Source organism: Stenotrophomonas sp. Steno-Z4 (assembly GCF_056393145.1).
Window position 1 is genome coordinate 198876 of record NZ_JBWJPC010000007.1, and the last position, 15875, is coordinate 214750.

The window sequence follows — 15875 nt, forward strand, 5'->3', positions numbered from 1 at the left end:
ATATCGTGCGATATCAGGTCTCTGTCCGTTTATCGGCAGCAGTTCACAATAATGTAGGGCCAATGTGTGTAGCGGTACCTTCGGCCAAGAAACACCACCCCGCCGCGGCGGGGTGGTGTCAGGGGCGTGCAGCGGCGACGATCAGAACTCCTGCCAGTCGCCTTCGTTGGCCAGTACGGGTTCGCGCACCGCCGCGCGGCGGACCGGCGCGGCCGGGGCACGCGGGCGGGCCGGGGCGGCGTGGCGCGTGGCCGGCGCAGCGGCGACGACCGGGGCCGCCTGGCCCTCGAGCTTGAACAGCGACACCGCATCGGTGAGGTGGCCGGCCTGTTCTTCCATGGAGCGGGCGGCGGCGGTGGCTTCTTCAACCAGCGCCGCGTTCTGCTGGGTGGTTTCGTCCATCTGCATCACGGTCTGGTTGACCTGCTCGATGCCGGCCGACTGTTCCTGCGAGGCGGCCGAGATCTCGGCCATGATGTCGGTCACGCGCTGCACCGAGGCCACGATCTCGCCCATGGTGGCACCGGCCTGGTTGACCAGGGCCGAGCCCTCGGCGACCTTGCCGACCGACTCGTCGATCAGGCCCTTGATCTCCTTGGCAGCGCTGGCCGAGCGCTGGGCCAGGGTGCGTACCTCGGAGGCGACCACGGCGAAACCGCGGCCCTGCTCGCCGGCACGGGCGGCTTCCACCGCCGCGTTCAGGGCCAGGATGTTGGTCTGGAACGCGATGCCGTCGATGACGGTGATGATGTCGGCGATGCGGCGCGAGGAGGCGTCGATCTCGTGCATGGTGCTGACCACCTTGCCGACCACTTCGCCGCCCTGCGAGGCCACCGAGTGCGCGCCGATGGCGAGCTGGTTGGCCTGGCGGGCGTGTTCGGCGTTCTGGCGCACGGTGGAGGTCAGTTCCTCCATCGAGGCGGCGGTTTCTTCCAGGTTGGCGGCCTGCTGTTCGGTACGGCGCGACAGGTCGTTGTTGCCCGAGGCGATTTCGCCGGCGGCGGTGCTGATGCTGCCCGAGGCGTGCTGGATGCGGCTGACGATCTGGGTCAGCTGGGCCACGGTGGTGTTGGCATCGTCGCGCATGCTGGCGAACACGCCGTGGAACTGGCCCTGCATGCGCGCGGTGAGATCGCCGTTGGCGATGGCCTGCAGCAGGTGCGACAGCTGCGACAGGTTGCCGTCGGCCACTTCCATCATGGTGTTGAGGTGCTCGATCATGACCCGGAAGTCGTGGTCGAAGCGCAGTGCATCGCCGCGCTGGCTGAAGTCGCCGGCGGCCGCAGCCTGGGCCAGGGTCTGGATCTGCGTATTGATCGCCAGCAGGCTGGCCTTCGCTGCGTCCATCGATTCATGCAGGATCGCGCGGGTGCCGGGCAGGCGGCGCGCGTTCTGCGACAGGTCGCCGGCGGCGTACTGGTTGAGCACGTTGATGGCGTCCTTGATCGAGTCCAGGTGCTCGAAGATCACGGTGTTCACGCCCACGGCCAGCTGGCCGTACACGCCCGGGAAATCTTCCGGGATGCGGTGGCTGATGTCCGGTCCGGCATGCATTTCGACCATCTGCTGGGTTTCGCTGGAGTAGCGGCGCAGCATCAGGGTCATGTCGCGGGTGGCCGCCAGCATGCGGCCGGCTTCGTCGGCGGTGGTGCTGGAGGCGATGTTCACCGTCAGGTCGCCACGGGCGACCGCCTGGATGGCCTGCATGGCCTGGCGGATCGGCCGGGTCACCGCGCGCGAGATCACCACGCCCATTGCCACGGCGAGCAGCGACAGCAGCACGATGCTGGTGATGATGGCCACCACGCTGCTGTGGTGGGTGGCGTTGGCGTCGGCGATCTTCGCCTGCATCAGGCCGCTGCTGAAGGCGCCGAGCTCCTTGAGGTCGTCGAACATCTTGCGGCGCGCCGGCCGCGACTTCTCATCGGAGATCTGCTGGGCCAGTACGCCATCGGCGGCGGCGACGGCCGCGCGCATCTCGGCATTGGCGGCGAAGTAGGCCTCGAGGTCGGCGGCAACCTTGCTGTAGAGGCCCTTCTCCTTCTCGCCGGCCGGCAGGGCGGCGTAGGCGCCCAGCTCCTCACGCACGGTCTTGGCGGTGGCATCCATGCGCTTGTTGTAGTCGGCGACCTTGTCCGGCTGGTCCAGCATGCTCAGCTGGGCCAGTTCAAAGGTGCGGAACTCACCCAGCTGCGCGCGGACTTCGCCCAGGTGCTGCACGGACGGAATGTCGTTGCTCGCCATCGCGGCGAGTTCGGCGTTGAGGCTGTTCAGGCGCACCAGGGCGAACACGCCCAGCGCGACCGTCATCAGGGTGGTGAGGGCGAACCCGACCGCGAGTTTGCGGCTGATGGGCAGATCATGGAACCACTTCATGCGGGAAACTCCGGGCAGGGCAGGGGCGCACAGCCGTGGGAACGCTGGGCGGAAGGGCAAGGGGCGAAGGCGGCAAAGCGGTAGGGCGTCAGGCTGGCGATGAATGTGTCATCGCTATTGCGGATAACGGCGGCGCGGGGCGGTTTCTTGAGTGCGCGATGTCACATTTTTTCCCGGCCCACGCAGCGGCGCGGGTTGCGGTCGATGGTTGCGAAAGCAAGCAATACCAATGGGTTTGCCATGCGGTGGCGAATGGGTCACCGATACGCGACCGTATCGCGTCCGACCGACATCACGGTTTTCCATCAAACGTTCATGGCGCCGGAATGAAGAGCATCCGGCCAACGGCCGGGGCTACCGCTTCTGGTTGATTGATCATGATCTGGATGGGCCCGTAACAATTCGTAGCCCCGGCCGTCGGCCGGACACCGCGCGCAGCGCGGCCCAAGCATCCGAAGCGCACGTCCGAACGGTTGCCGTCGTGGGTCCAACGTTTAGAGCAAACCGAAGCCACCCATCAGGCGTCCAGAACGAAAAACGCCCCCGTCACCAAACGGGGGCGTTTCGAGCCGGCAGAGCCAGGGACGCTTACGCCGCCTGCGGCACCCGCAGCGAACGCACCAGGCCACCGATATCCACGATCAGCGCAACGCGGCCGTCGCCGAGAATGGTCGCACCGGACACACCGCTGATACGCCGGTAGTTGTTCTCGATGTTCTTGACCACCACCTGCTGCTGGCCGACCAGTTCGTCCACTTCCAGCGCGATCTTCTGGCCATCGCCTTCCACCACCACCACCAGCGAATCATCGGTGGTGCGGCGGCCGAAGCCGTAATACTCGCTCAGCGACAGGATCGGCAGGTACTCGCCACGCACGCGCAGCACACGGCCTTCGCCGGCCATCGAACGCACGTCTTCCGGCTGCGGCTGCAGCGCTTCCAGCACGTACGCCAGCGGCAGGATCACGGTTTCGCCCGCCACCGCCACGGTCATGCCGTCGAGGATGGCCAGGGTGAGCGGCAGGCGGATCAGCACGCGGGTGCCATTGCCGGCCCTGCTTTCCAGCTGCACTTCGCCACCCAGCGACTGGATGTTGCGGCGGACCACGTCCATGCCCACGCCACGACCGGACAGATCCGTGACGGCATCGGCGGTGGAGAAGCCAGGCTGGAAGATCAGGTCCCAGACCTGCGCATCGGTGGGGTTGTCCGGCACGGCCAGGCCGCGTTCGAGCGCCTTGGCCAGGATCTTGTCGCGGTTCAGGCCACGGCCGTCATCGCTGACTTCGATGACGATGTGACCGCCCTGGTGCGATGCGGCCAGGGTAATGGTGCCGGTTTCGTCCTTGCCGGCGTCGCGGCGGACGTCGGGCATTTCCAGGCCGTGGTCGATCGAGTTGCGCACCAGGTGCACCAGCGGATCGGCGATCTTTTCGATCAGGCCCTTGTCCAGCTCGGTGCCTTCGCCGATGGTGCGCAGACGCACGTGCTTGCCCAGGCGCGAGGAGAGATCGCGGACCAGGCGCGGGAAGCGGCGGAACACCGCGTCCACCGGCAGCATGCGCACGCCGATCACCGCTTCCTGCAGGTCGCGGGTGTTGCGTTCCAGCAGGTCCAGGCCGGCGAACAGCTGCTCGGCATGCACCGGGTCCAGGGCGTGCGAGACCTGCTTGAGCATGGCCTGGGTGATGACCAGTTCGCCGACCAGGTTGATCAGCGCATCGACCTTTTCCACGGCGACGCGGATGGAGGTTTCCGCTTCGCTGGTGGCAGCTGGTGCGGCTGGTGCGGCTGCGGCGGCAGGCGCTGCCGGGGCGGCCACGGGGGCAGCTGGCGCGGCGGCCGGGGCGCTGGTGGCCAGGCTCGGCGGTGCGGCCGGACGGATGTCCAGTTCGCAGTCGTCGACGACCCAGGCGAAGGTGTCTTCGATCTTGCTGCGCGGCACTTTGCCGACCAAGCCCAGGTCCCATGCCAGGTGGGCCTCGAGCGGGTCGAGCTGGTCGAAGCCGGGCAGGCGTTCCAGTCGCGCGGCGACCTGCAGCGAGCCCAGGTGTTCCAGTTCGCGGATGATGCGCAGCGGATCGTTGCCGCTCATGAACAGCGACGGCGCCGGCACGAAACCGATCTGCCACGCTTCAGGGGTGTCATCGACCTTGGCGGCAGTCGGCGCGGCCGCGCTCGGCGCCTGGCCGGACAGCACCGCTTCCAGGCGTGCCTTGACCGCGGCCACGGCCTGCGGGTCGGCCGGCTGGCCGTGTTCGGCTTCGCGCAGCAGGGCGCGAAGCACGTCCACCGACGACAGCATGGCATCCACGGCCGCCGCTTCCAGCGCGCGCTTGCCGGCGCGCAGTTCGTCCAGCAGCGTTTCCAGCACGTGGGTCAGCGCGGCGATGGCGTCGAAGCCGAAGGTGCCGGCGCCGCCCTTGATGGAGTGCGCGGCGCGGAACACCGAGTTGATGATTTCCGGATCCTGCTGGCCCGATTCCAGTGCCAGCAGGCCCGCTTCCATCGCGTCCAGGCCCTCGCGGCTTTCCTCGAAGAAGGTGGCGTGGAAGCGTTGCAGGTCCATGCTCATGGGCGTTCGGGTCCGGTTACCAAAGGGGGAGGGGAAGGCGGGTGGGGATCAGCCCAGGACTTTCTGGACGGTCGCGACCAGCTGTTCCGGGTTGAACGGCTTGACCAGCCAGCCGGTTGCACCGGCCGCCTTGCCTTCGGACTTCTTGTCGGCGGCCGATTCGGTGGTGAGCATCAGCATCGGGGTGAACTTGTAGTCCGGCAGCTGGCGCAGCTCGCGGATCAGCGAGATGCCGTCCATGTTCGGCATGTTCACGTCGGTCACCACCGCGTTGAAGCGCTGGCCCTTCGCCCGGCCCAGGGCGACGGCGCCGTCTTCGGCTTCCTCGACGGAAAAGCCGGCCGAGGTGAGGGCGAAGGAAACCATCTGGCGCATTGACGCCGAATCGTCCACCACCAAGATACGTGCGCTCATGCCGCGTTCTCCACAGATTTCAGGTTGTCATGGGTTGCGTCCAGGCCCAGGGCCTGGGTGACACCGAGCAGGCGCGCGGCATCGCGGAAGGTGGCCGTGCAGCCGTCGAACGCGGTCGGGTGGCCGGCCAGGCGGCGGGCCTCGACGAACGCGCACAGGACCTGCACCGACGCGGTATGGATACGGCCCACCTGGCTGGCATCCAGCGTCAGGTCGCCGCCCTGGTCCACCAAGGGGGCCAGGCGTGTTTTGAGCTCGGTGCTGGTCTCGATTCCGAGATCATCACCCAGGGCCACAGTGCTCATCGTTGCTCCGGACAAACGGTTCCGAGGTCTATAACGGCGTATTTCTGGAAACCTTTAGGGTGGGCGTTGTTCCGATGCCGACGGACATCCCGCGGACACGCATGGCGTGTCCCTACGCCGCCGCGATGTAGCGACACGCCATGCGTGTCCCACGCACGGCCGGCCACATTCCTAATTCAACAGCTGCGTGGCATCCAAAAGAATCATCGGCTGGGCCGTGACCCGGGCCACGCCGCGGAACAGGTCGTTGGAAATCTGGCAGATGCGCGCGGTATCGGGCGGTTCGATCTGCGAATCGGTGAGGTTGGCCACGTCTTCCACGGCCGATACGCGCAGGCCCATGGTCTCGCCGTCCTCTTCCAGCACCACGATGCGGGTGTTGGCGTCGTCGCTGGCGGGACCGGTGCCCAGGTGGATGCCCAGGTCCATCACCGGCACCACCTGGCCGCGCAGGTTCATGATGCCCAGCATCGCCGACGGGGTGCCGCGCAGCGGCAGCAGCGGTACCGGCAGCACCACCTCCTGCACCTTCAGCAGCTCCAGCGCGTAGGCCTGGGGGCCGCAGCGCAGGCGCAGCCAGCGCGAGGTGCGCTCGGCGGCGCGGCGATCGCCGCGGGGGCTGGAGGCCGGGTTGCGGGCCTGGGCCTGCAGCTCCTGCCAGCTGCTGGGGCGGCCGGAGGGGGCGGGAACGGGAGCGGGTGCCACCGGGCGCGGTGCGGCCACGGGTGGGGGCGGCGGCGGTGCAGTGCGGGCGACCGGTGCCGGGGCAGCGACCGGGACCGCTGCGCGCACGGGCGCCGCCACGGTGTCGTGGAGCGCTTCCGCTGGCAGATCGTCCCAACTGGGGCGCGAGGCGTCCGGTGTAGCGGCCACCTCGACCGGGCCCAGGGCCGGGTCGTTGAGCAGTTCGTCCAGCAGGGCCAAGTGGGCCGGCGCGCCCGGTGAGGTGGGCGTATCAAACTCCGCCGCTGGAGCAGCAGCCTCCACCACGGGACCCAGTGCAGGGTCGTTCATCAGTTCGTCCAGCAACGCCATGGCGGCGGGTGCGCCCGGTGAGGTCGGGGTGTCGAAGGCGGGTGCGCCGTTGGCGTCTTCCGTGTCGGTGGTCGCCACGGCGGTCACCGGCACGGCATCGCCGAGCAGTTCCTCTAGATAATCGTCGAGTACGCCGGCGCTGTTCATGCCGCGCGCTCCATCTGCAGCGCGTCGTCGGCCAGGATCCATTCCAGCGCACGCCGGTACGCGGCCAGGCCACGGCCCGGGTAGTCGTCGGAGGTCGCCGGCACGGTCAGGCTGGCGGCGTTGCAGATGCGCGTATCCACCGGAATGGCGTCTTCCCACACGCGGTGGCCGTGGCGGTCCTGCATCTGCTTGACGGTTTCGTTGCCGGCGCGGGTGCGCCGGTCGAACAGGGTCGGCAGGATCGACATCGGCAGTGGGCGGCGGCGCGAACGCTCGACCATCTCGCCGGTCCGCACCATGCCATCCAGGCCGTGCAGGGCCAGCGGCTCGGCCTGGGTCGGAATGATCAGGCGATCGGCTGCGGCAAGCGCGTTGATCATCAGCAGGCCCAGCGTGGGCGCGCAGTCGAGCAGGATGTAGTCGTGCTGGCCCTGGTGGCGGGTCATTGCGTGCTGCAGGGCCAGGCCCAGGCCGGGCTGGTTGGCGCTGCGCCGTTCCAGCGTGGCCAGCGCGGCCTGCGCGCAGATGAAGTCCAGGCCGGGCACCTGGCTGCCATGGGCCAGGCTGCCCAGTTCCGCAGGCGGGGTGCCGAACAGCTCCAGCACGCCGGCCGGCGGCGGATCCAGCGGCACGCCGAAAGCGCGGGTCAGCGAGGAGTGCGGATCGAGGTCGATCAGCAGCACGCGGTGGCCCAGGGCGGCCAGGCCGCGGCCGAGCGCGAGGGTGGTGGTGGTCTTGCCCACGCCGCCCTTCTGGTTGGCGATTGCCCAGATACGCATCGGCTTACTCCTTCATTGCGGGGGGAACGGCGGCGCCAACGCGGCTGCCGGCCGGCACCGGTGGCAGCTGCACCGGGGCGAGGGGGGAAACGGGGGAGGGCGTGGCCGGCGCCGGCGCGGTGCCGGTTTCGGCGGTGAGCTGCGGGCCCAGCGGGTCCGTGCCCTGCGCGGTGTCGGCCAGGATGATGACCATCACCCGGCGGTTGCGGTTGCGGCCCTGCGCGCTGGTGTTGTCTTCGCGCGGGCGGAACTGGCCATAGCCGACCATCGCCAGCCGCGCCGGCTGCACGCCCCGGTCGGCGAACAGGTGCACCACGCTGGCCGCACGCGCGGCCGACAGTTCCCAGTTGGAGGGGAACAGCGCGGTGGCGATCGGCACATCATCGGTGTGGCCTTCCACGCGCACGCCGTTGGGCGCGTCGTGCAACACCTGCGCCAGCGAAGACAGGGTGTCGCGTGCGTGCACGTCGAGCGTGGCCGAGCCGGTGGTGAACAGGATGTCGCTGTTGATCTCCACCTCGATCCACAGCTCGGTGCGGCGCACGGTGATCATGCCGCGGTCGATCAGCGGGGCCAGCGTGGCGGTGAGGCGGTCGGCGATGCTGTTGAGCTGGCGCTCTGCAGCCTGCAGCTGCTGCTGGTTGTGCACCGACACCGGCATGCGCATCTGCGAGGCCATCGCCGGCAGCAGGGTGGGGTCGTTGCTGGGCGACGGTGCCGACGGGCCAACGCGGTTGCCCGCCTTGATCACCGAGGGGCTGTCCCAGCCGCCGCCCTGCACCTGCTGGTTGCCGACCTGCACCGGGTTGATGGTGCGCGGCGCGCCACCGAAGGCGGTGGTCAGCGCATCGGCCATGACCCGGTACTTGCCTTCGTTGAGCGAGGAGATGGCGTACATGACCACGAAGAAGGCAAGCAGCAGCGTCATGAGGTCGGCGTAGGGAATCGCCCAGGCCTCATGGTTGGCGTGCTCTTCGTGGGCTTTGCGGCGGGCCATGTCAGTGCAGGAACCCCGACAGGTTGGTCTCGATGTTGCGCGGGTTCTCGCCCTGGGCAATCGAGATCAGGCCTTCGATGATCATTTCGCGGTCGCGGCTGTTGTGGTGGATCACGCTCTTGAGCTTGGCCGACACCGGCAGGAACAGCAGGTTGGCCGAGGCGATGCCGTAGATGGTGGCGGTGAACGCAGCGGCGATGCCGTGGCCGAGCTTGCTCGGGTCGGCCAGGTTCTTCATCACCGCGATCAGGCCGAGCACGGCGCCGATGATGCCCAGCGTGGGCGCGTAGATGCCCATGCCTTCGAACACCTTGGAGGCGGCCAGGTCCTGGCTTTCCTGGCTGCCCAGTTCGATTTCCATCATGTGCCGGATGGTTTCCGGCTCCACGCCGTCCACCAGCAGCTGCAGGCCCTTGCGCAGGAACGGGTCGTCCTGGGCGTCGACCTGGGCTTCCAGGCCGAGCAGGCCCTGGCGGCGGGCGATGTTGCTCCATTCCACGATCTGGCGGATCAGCTCGGCACGGTCGCTGGCCGGCGGGCGCACGACCCAGCGCACGATCCTGAAGGCGTGCTTGAACACGGCCGGCGAGGTGTGCAGCAGGATGGCGGCCAGCGTGCCGACGATGACGATCACGAAGGCGGCAGGGGACCACAGCGACGCCAGCCCGGCACCCTTGAGGATGCTGCCGCCGACCAGCGAGGCCAGGGCGAGGAAAAGTCCAATGAGGCTGAGTCTGTCCATTTGTCCGATATCGGCTTGCTTGGGGGGGACTTGAGTTGTGGGGCTATCGGCGGTTCAGCCACGCATGGCGTGGCTCTACGCGTTGGGGGCACCCGTCGATGCGGTGGCCCTGGATCAATCGTGCGGGGTGCGCAGGCCGTCCACGTCGAGGATCAGCGACATGCGGCCGTCGCCGATCAGGGTGGCGCCGGCGTAGCCGCGCAGGCCGCGCAGGGCCTTGGGCAGCGGCTTGATCACCACTTCCTCGCGGCCACGCACCTGGTCCACCACCAGCCCGAAGCGGGCTTCGCCGGCCTGCAGCACCACGATGGTGAGCAGGGGCGAGGGCGCCGGATCCACATCGAGCCAGTGGCGCAGGTCCACCAGCGGCAGGGTATGGGTCCTGCGGTCGAGCACGGCGCGGCCGTCGAACCAGCCCAGCGAGGTGTTCGGCGCGTGCAGCACTTCCATCACGCGTGCCAGCGGCAGTGCGTAGACGTCCTCGCCGGCCTGCACCAGCAGGGTTGGCAGGATCGCCAGGGTGAGCGGCACGCGGATCATGAAACGGCTGCCGCGGCCCAGTTCGGACTGGATCTGGATCTGGCCGCTGAGCTCGCGGATGCGCGACTGCACCACGTCCATGCCGACGCCACGACCGGAGATATCGGTGACTTCCTGCTTGGTCGAGAAGCCGGGCAGGAACACCAGGTGCAGGCATTCCTCGCTGGTCAGGCGGGCGGCGGCTTCGGGATCGATCAGGCCCTTTTCGCGGGCCTTGGCGCGCAGGCGCTCGGGGTCGATGCCGGCGCCGTCGTCCTGCACTTCAATGCTGACGTAGTCGCCTTCCTGCTGCGCGGACAGGCGTACGTTGCCGCTGCGGGTCTTGCCCTGGGCTTCGCGCAGCTCGGGCATTTCGATGCCGTGGTCGATCGCGTTGCGCACCAGGTGCACCAGCGGGTCGGCCAGGGCTTCGACCAGGTTGCGGTCCAGTTCGGTTTCCGCACCGATCAGTTCCAGCTCCACTTCCTTCTTCAGGTTGCGGGCCACGTCGCGGGCGACCTTGGGGAAGCGTGAGAACACCTTGCCCACCGGCTGCATGCGGGTGCGCATCACCGCCGACTGCAGGCGCGCGGTGGCGATATCCAGCGTGGACACGGCGCGGTCCAGTTCTTCGTCGTGCAGGCGCGCACGCAGGGTCTTGAGCCGGTTGCGCGACAGCACCAGTTCGCCGATCAGGTTGACGATGGCATCCAGGCGCTTGGTATCCACGCGCACGGTGTGTTCGGCTTCGGCCACCGGCTTGTTGGCGGCCGGCTTGGCCGGGGCCGGAGCGGCGACCGGGCGCGGTGCGATGGCCGGGGCGGGTGCCGCTGCGGCCACGCTCTGCGCGCCGGGAGCGGCGCCGCCATGCAGCTGGTCGAGCAGCGCTTCGAATTCGTCTTCGCCGATCAGGCCATCGTCGTTCTTTTTCGCCACGGCAGTGGGAGCCGCGCCGCCGTGCAGGGTATCCAGCAGGGCTTCGAATTCATCGTCGGTGATCAGGTCGCCGCTGGAGGCGGCCGCCGTCGCGGCCGGTGCCGGCGTGGCCGGTCCGTTGACGTCGAACTGCGCGATCAGTTCCGGCGGGGCATAGCCCGGCTCGGTGCCGGCGGCCACCGAATCCAGCATCGACTGCAGGTAATCCAGCGACTGCTGGCCGGCGTCGAAATGGTGGGCCTGCAGCACGGCCTGGCCCGAGCGGGCCATGCCAAGGGTTTCTTCGGCGGCGTGGCACAGCTCGACCATGGCCTGGATGCCCAGGAAGCCGGCACCGCCCTTGAGCGTGTGGAACCCGCGGAACACCGCGTTGAGCTGGTCGCTGTCCTGGGGCGACTGCTCCAGCGACACCAGCTGTTCGCCGAGGCGATCCAGTATCTCCTGGGCCTCGAGGATGAAGTCTGCAGCAATGTCGTCTGGAACAGCACTCATGGTTTCAAAGCCCCAAATCGGAAAGCAGGTCGTCGGCGTCGACCTGTGACACCTGATGGCGGTCCAGGCCGCTCACGGCCGGACCGGCCAGCCCGTTGTCGCGCTTGTGCGCGCTGTCGTCCGGCGGCGGCAGGCCGAGCGCGCCGAAGCCTTCGTGCACGCGGCGCACGATGCCCACCACGCGGCGGATGATCTGCCCGGTGAGATCCTGGTAGCTCTGGGTGAGCGCGATCTCGGTGAGGTTGTGGCGGATGCGGTCCAGCTGCTGGTCCTGGTCCGGGCTCAACCCGTTGGCACGCAGCTGCTCGGTGAGCGCGCGGCATTCCTCGGCCAGGTCCAGGGTGCGGTGGGTGGCCTGTTCGGTCATCGCCACCACGTGGTCCAGGCGCGCGCAGGCATCGTCCAGCTCGCCGGCTTCGCTGGGCAGGGTGGGCAGTTCGCCCAGCGCCTGGCCCAGTTCGCGGGCAAGCCGGTTCAGCCCGGCCATCATCGGCTGGGTGCGCAGCGCGGCCAGGGCGTCGATTTCCCGGCGCCAGCCCGCTTCGTCGCCGCTTTCCAGCGCAGCCAGGGCATCCTGCAGGCGCTGCACCAGCGCCGATTTGTCGCGAAGGGTTTCCATCACGCGCTGGCCGCCAGGCGCTCGAAGATCTTGCCGAGCTTTTCTTCCAGGGTCTGGGCGGTGAACGGCTTGATGATGTAGCCGTTCACGCCGGACTGGGCGGCTTCAATGATCTGCTCGCGCTTGGCTTCGGCGGTGACCATCAGCACCGGCAGGGTCTTGAGCTTGGCGTCGGCGCGGATCGCCTTGAGCAGGTCGATACCGGTCATGACCGGCATGTTCCAGTCGGTGACCACGAAATCGAACGACTGGCTCTGCAGCAGGGCCAGCGCGGCATGCCCGTCCTCGGCTTCGGCCGTATTGGTGAAGCCCAGATCGCCCAGCAGGTTCTTGACGATACGACGCATGGTCGAGAAGTCGTCGACGATCAGGATACGCATGTTCTTGTTCAAAGCACTTTCCTCGGTATCAAGTGTTCTCGAGGCCGGCGTCGGCCGCCTCGAAGATCTTCAGTCGGCCACGCAGGCGCAGCACTGCCTGGCCATGGATCTGGCAGACGCGCGACTCGCTGACGCCGAGCACCGCGCCGATCTCTTTCAGGTTCAGCTCCTGCTCGTAGTACAGCGACAGCACCAGCTGTTCGCGTTCGGGCAGCAGGCCGATCGCATTGCCCAGTTCGCGGCCGAACTCGCCGCGCTCCAGCACCTGCTGCGGGGTCGGGCCGCCCTGGGCGACGGTATCCAGCTCGCCCTGGTCTTCGATCCGCGATTCCAGGCTCAGCACCTGGCCACGCGCGGCGTCTTCCATCAGGCGCAGGTAGTCGGGCAGCGGCATGTCCATCGCGGCGGCCACTTCGGTGGCGCTGGCGGCGCGGCCGGTGGTCTGCTCCAGCCGGCGGATGGTGGACGCGGCGTCGCGGGCACGGCGGTGCACCGAACGCGGCACCCAGTCGCCGCGGCGGATCTCGTCGATCATCGAGCCGCGGATGCGGATCGAGGCGTAGGTTTCGAACGAGGCGCCCTGGTCGGCGTCGTAGCTGCGCGAGGCCTCGATCAGGCCCATCATCCCGGCCTGGATCAGGTCGTCGACTTCAACGCTGGCCGGCAGGCGTGCGGCCAGGTGGTGGGCGATGCGCCGGACCAGGTCCGAGTGCTGGGCAATGCACTCGTTGGCAGCGGCGCGCTGCACCTCTTTGTATTGTGCGGCGCCTTTCATGCGGTCACCCCGCGTTGCTTGAGGATGCGTTCCAGGAAGAATTCAACGCCGCCGCGCGGCTCGGTCGGGGCCTGCCAGCGGGCGGTGCGCCGGGCGATCTCGGCGATCGCCTGCGCCGACGGGCTGGACGGGTAGGCCTTCACCACCGGCTGCTGGCGCTGCACCGACAGGCGCAACCAGTCGTCCTGCGGCACGCAGCCCAGGTAGTTCAGCGAGACATCGGCCAGGAACTTGTCGCAGACCCGGCTCAGCTTTTCGTAGAGCACGCGGCCTTCGTTCGGATCACGCACCATGTTGGCGACCACCTGGATGCGGTCCACGCCACGTTCGCGCGAGAGCACCTTGATCAGCGCATAGGCGTCGGTGATCGAGGCCGGTTCGTCGCAGACCACCACCACGGTGTCCTGGGCGGCCTGGCAGAAGGTGAGCACCCCGTCGGTGATGCCGGCGGCGGTGTCGACCACCATGAAGTCCAGATCGCGTTCCAGTTCGGAGAACACGTTGACCAGGCCCACGTGTTCGGCCGGCTGCAGTTCGGCCATGTGGCGGCGGCCGGACGCGGCCGGCACCACCAGCACGCCACCCGGGCCTTCCAGGATCACTTCATCCAGCGTGCAGCGCCCGGCGACCAGGTCGGCCAGGGTCAGCTTGGGCTGCAGGCCCAGGATCACATCGATGTTGGCCAGGCCCAGGTCGGCATCCAGCAGCAGCGTGCGCTTGCCCATGTCGGCCAGCGCCACGGCCAGGTTGGCCGACACGTTGGTCTTGCCCACGCCGCCCTTGCCGCCGGTGACGGCGATGGTGCGGACCGGGCCCAGCGGCTGGCTGCGGGTGGCCGACAACGGGAAGGTCCTGGTCAGGTTTTCATACTCACGCGACGGCATGGTTCAACTCCGGGTTGCAGGGCATATCGGCCGCGCGGCGCAAATCTTCAAGGCGAAGTACAAGATTGGCTGCACTGGCCCGGTGCAGGTCTTCGGGAACGTCCTGGCCATCGGTGACCCAGGTGATCGGCAGGCGGTGGTCGACGGCCACCGACAGGGCGGTACCGAAGCGGCCGGTCTCGTCCAGCTTGCTCAGCACCACGCCCTGCGGGTTGGCGCCGCTGAAGCGGCGGACCACCTCGTCCATGTCGCCGAAGCTGGTGTTGGCCGGGAGCACCAGCAGGGTGCGGATCTGCGGGGCGGCGCGCAGCCACTGCAGCTGGGCGGCCAGGGCGCGGTCACGCGGGCCCAGGCCGGCGGTGTCGATCAGCACCAGCTTGTAGTCCTTCAGGCGCTCCAGCAGCTGGGCCAGGTCGCTGCCACTGTTGGCTTCATGCACCGCGATGCCGAGCTGGCGGCCGAAGCCATACAGCTGTTCGCGGGCGCCGATGCGGGCGGTATCGGTGGTGACCAGGGCCACGTCGCGGGCGGCGTGGGCTTCGGCGAAGCGCGAGGCCAGCTTGGCGATGGTGGTGGTCTTGCCGGCACCGGTGGGGCCGACCAGGGCGATCACGCCGCCGGCTTCCAGCGGGTCGACCGGGGCGATCGGCAGCTTCTTGGAAAGCAGCCCCAGCATCAGGCCACGGCCACGGTGGGCTTCGGTGTCCAGCGGGATCTGCAGGGCCACGTCGCGGCAGATGCCGGCGTCGAAGCCGTATTCGTCCATCAGGTCCAGCGCGGCGGCACGCACCGCCGAGCCGCGCAGGCGCTCGTCGGTGAAGCGGTTCATTTCGCGCTCGATGACGGTGCGCATGCCGGCCACTTCATTGCGCAGCTGGCGCAGTTCCTCATCGTCGCGGACCAGGGTCACCGGGGCGGCGACGGCAGGCACCGGGGCGGTGATGACCTCGGCCGGCACCGTCGGTTCGTTGGCGGCCTGCAGCGACGGCTCGACCGGTGCAGCAACGGTCATGGCGGCGACCGGCGCGGCGATGGCGTCCACAACCACCGGAGCGGGCGCGGCAAACACCGCCGAATCGTCGATCTGGATGGCCGGGCTGGCCGCGGCCGGGACCACCGGCACGGTTTCCCACAGCGGAGCCGCCGGGGCTTCAAGCGGAGCCCGCTGCATCTGCTGCGCCGGCATCTGCGGCAGCTGCGGCGGGACGCTGGTGCGGCCTGCCGGAGCGTGCATCTCGAACAGCGGTGCTTCGTCCAGCGGCGGGTCGATGATGAAGCGGGCGCGGTTGGCCGGGACCGGCGCAGCGGCGCGGACCGGTGCTTCAACCGCCACCGGTGCGGCGTCGGCGACCGGCGCAACCACGGCGCGTTCGGCGGCGGCAGCCTGTTCAACATTGAACGGGGCGAAGATCTGTTCTGGCAGCTGGGTGGCCGGCTGCACGTTGGCGCGGGCCAGGGTGGCGGCAAAGCCGCTGCTGCCCGGCGGCGGCACGATTTCGTTGGCGCTGTCCAGGGTGCGGCCGGTGGCGCCCACGGCGGCGCGGGCGAGGGCGGCCACGGCCGAGGTGGTGGCCGCCACCGGTTCCGGCGCGGCGGCCGGCGCCTTGCGGCGGGTCACCGCGGCGATCACCGCATCGGCGGCGTTGCGCGGGCGCGGGGCCGGCGGCGGCGGCGCCACGTCCTTGCGCGCCGCTTCCAGCGCACGCTGCACCGCGCCTTCGTCATAGTTCGCCGCGGCCACGATTTCCACGCCTTCCTCGATCCGGCGATTGGACAGGATCACGGCATCCGGACCGTGTTCCTTGCGCACCAGGTTCATGGCAGAGCGCATATCGGGAGCGACGAAGCGTTTGATTTTCATGCTGTGGTACCGGGACTGGGGCGGCTGGGGGGTGGAAGGG

General features: G+C 68.8%; 13 protein-coding genes and 1 pseudogene. All 14 read right to left on the reverse strand.

The window, feature by feature from the left end; genetic code table 11:
- Window positions 1-141: 141 nt before the first annotated feature.
- Window positions 142-2376 carry a methyl-accepting chemotaxis protein gene (locus tag AC06E7_RS16540; RefSeq protein ID WP_478065371.1) on the reverse strand — a complete coding sequence of 745 codons (2235 nt, stop codon included), beginning with the start codon at window positions 2374-2376 and terminating at the stop codon, window positions 142-144.
- Between the two features lie 588 nt (window positions 2377-2964).
- A complete protein-coding gene (locus AC06E7_RS16545; RefSeq protein WP_478065372.1) occupies window positions 2965-4950 on the reverse strand; it encodes a chemotaxis protein CheA in 1986 nt (661 codons plus the stop codon).
- Window positions 4951-4998: 48 nt separating this feature from the next.
- Window positions 4999-5364: a response regulator gene (locus tag AC06E7_RS16550; protein ID WP_038688521.1), complete on the reverse strand. Its 366-nt coding sequence runs from the start codon at window positions 5362-5364 to the stop codon at window positions 4999-5001.
- A complete protein-coding gene (locus AC06E7_RS16555) occupies window positions 5361-5669 on the reverse strand; it encodes an STAS domain-containing protein (protein ID WP_068851616.1) in 309 nt (102 codons plus the stop codon). Before AC06E7_RS16555 ends, AC06E7_RS16550 begins: the two co-directional genes overlap by 4 nt.
- A gap of 171 nt (window positions 5670-5840) precedes the next feature.
- Window positions 5841-6851 carry a chemotaxis protein CheW gene (locus AC06E7_RS16560; RefSeq protein WP_478065373.1) on the reverse strand — a complete coding sequence of 337 codons (1011 nt, stop codon included), beginning with the start codon at window positions 6849-6851 and terminating at the stop codon, window positions 5841-5843.
- The gene (locus AC06E7_RS16565) at window positions 6848-7630 is read right to left on the reverse strand and encodes a ParA family protein (protein ID WP_307107031.1); all 783 of its coding nucleotides are present in this window, start codon (window positions 7628-7630) and stop codon (window positions 6848-6850) included. The genes AC06E7_RS16560 and AC06E7_RS16565 overlap by 4 nt, the downstream gene beginning before the upstream one ends.
- A 112-nt stretch (window positions 7631-7742) precedes the next feature.
- Window positions 7743-8627 (reverse strand): annotated as a pseudogene (gene motD, locus AC06E7_RS16570) (flagellar motor protein MotD); the annotation flags it as partial.
- Between the two features lies 1 nt (window position 8628).
- Window positions 8629-9369, reverse strand: a complete 741-nt coding sequence (locus AC06E7_RS16575; protein WP_184123714.1) for a flagellar motor protein — start codon at window positions 9367-9369, stop codon at window positions 8629-8631.
- A gap of 114 nt (window positions 9370-9483) precedes the next feature.
- Window positions 9484-11316 carry a chemotaxis protein CheA gene (locus AC06E7_RS16580; protein ID WP_478065374.1) on the reverse strand — a complete coding sequence of 611 codons (1833 nt, stop codon included), beginning with the start codon at window positions 11314-11316 and terminating at the stop codon, window positions 9484-9486.
- A gap of 4 nt (window positions 11317-11320) precedes the next feature.
- A complete protein-coding gene (locus AC06E7_RS16585) occupies window positions 11321-11935 on the reverse strand; it encodes a protein phosphatase CheZ (protein ID WP_068851634.1) in 615 nt (204 codons plus the stop codon).
- On the reverse strand, window positions 11935-12327 hold the full coding sequence (gene cheY / locus AC06E7_RS16590) for a chemotaxis response regulator CheY (RefSeq protein WP_068851637.1): 393 nt from the start codon (window positions 12325-12327) through the stop codon (window positions 11935-11937). Before cheY ends, AC06E7_RS16585 begins: the two co-directional genes overlap by 1 nt.
- 16 nt (window positions 12328-12343) lie before the next feature.
- Entirely contained in the window at window positions 12344-13090 is a 747-nt protein-coding gene (locus AC06E7_RS16595) for an RNA polymerase sigma factor FliA (RefSeq protein ID WP_068851640.1), read from the reverse strand.
- A complete protein-coding gene (locus tag AC06E7_RS16600) occupies window positions 13087-13974 on the reverse strand; it encodes a MinD/ParA family ATP-binding protein (RefSeq protein ID WP_068851643.1) in 888 nt (295 codons plus the stop codon). The genes AC06E7_RS16595 and AC06E7_RS16600 overlap by 4 nt, the downstream gene beginning before the upstream one ends.
- Window positions 13961-15835, reverse strand: a complete 1875-nt coding sequence (locus tag AC06E7_RS16605; RefSeq protein WP_478065375.1) for an AAA family ATPase — start codon at window positions 15833-15835, stop codon at window positions 13961-13963. Before AC06E7_RS16605 ends, AC06E7_RS16600 begins: the two co-directional genes overlap by 14 nt.
- Window positions 15836-15875: the final 40 nt, after the last annotated feature.

Coding starts and splice junctions, on each gene's coding strand:
- AC06E7_RS16575 (WP_184123714.1), bottom strand. CDS start 9,369: ATGGACAGACTCAGCCTCATTGGACTTTTCCTCGCCCTGGCCTCGCTG.
- AC06E7_RS16555 (WP_068851616.1), bottom strand. CDS start 5,669: ATGAGCACTGTGGCCCTGGGTGATGATCTCGGAATCGAGACCAGCACC.
- AC06E7_RS16605 (WP_478065375.1), bottom strand. CDS start 15,835: ATGAAAATCAAACGCTTCGTCGCTCCCGATATGCGCTCTGCCATGAAC.
- AC06E7_RS16565 (WP_307107031.1), bottom strand. CDS start 7,630: ATGCGTATCTGGGCAATCGCCAACCAGAAGGGCGGCGTGGGCAAGACC.
- AC06E7_RS16540 (WP_478065371.1), bottom strand. CDS start 2,376: ATGAAGTGGTTCCATGATCTGCCCATCAGCCGCAAACTCGCGGTCGGG.
- AC06E7_RS16550 (WP_038688521.1), bottom strand. CDS start 5,364: ATGAGCGCACGTATCTTGGTGGTGGACGATTCGGCGTCAATGCGCCAG.
- AC06E7_RS16560 (WP_478065373.1), bottom strand. CDS start 6,851: ATGAACAGCGCCGGCGTACTCGACGATTATCTAGAGGAACTGCTCGGC.
- AC06E7_RS16580 (WP_478065374.1), bottom strand. CDS start 11,316: ATGAGTGCTGTTCCAGACGACATTGCTGCAGACTTCATCCTCGAGGCC.
- AC06E7_RS16585 (WP_068851634.1), bottom strand. CDS start 11,935: ATGGAAACCCTTCGCGACAAATCGGCGCTGGTGCAGCGCCTGCAGGAT.
- AC06E7_RS16600 (WP_068851643.1), bottom strand. CDS start 13,974: ATGCCGTCGCGTGAGTATGAAAACCTGACCAGGACCTTCCCGTTGTCG.
- AC06E7_RS16545 (WP_478065372.1), bottom strand. CDS start 4,950: ATGAGCATGGACCTGCAACGCTTCCACGCCACCTTCTTCGAGGAAAGC.
- AC06E7_RS16595 (WP_068851640.1), bottom strand. CDS start 13,090: ATGAAAGGCGCCGCACAATACAAAGAGGTGCAGCGCGCCGCTGCCAAC.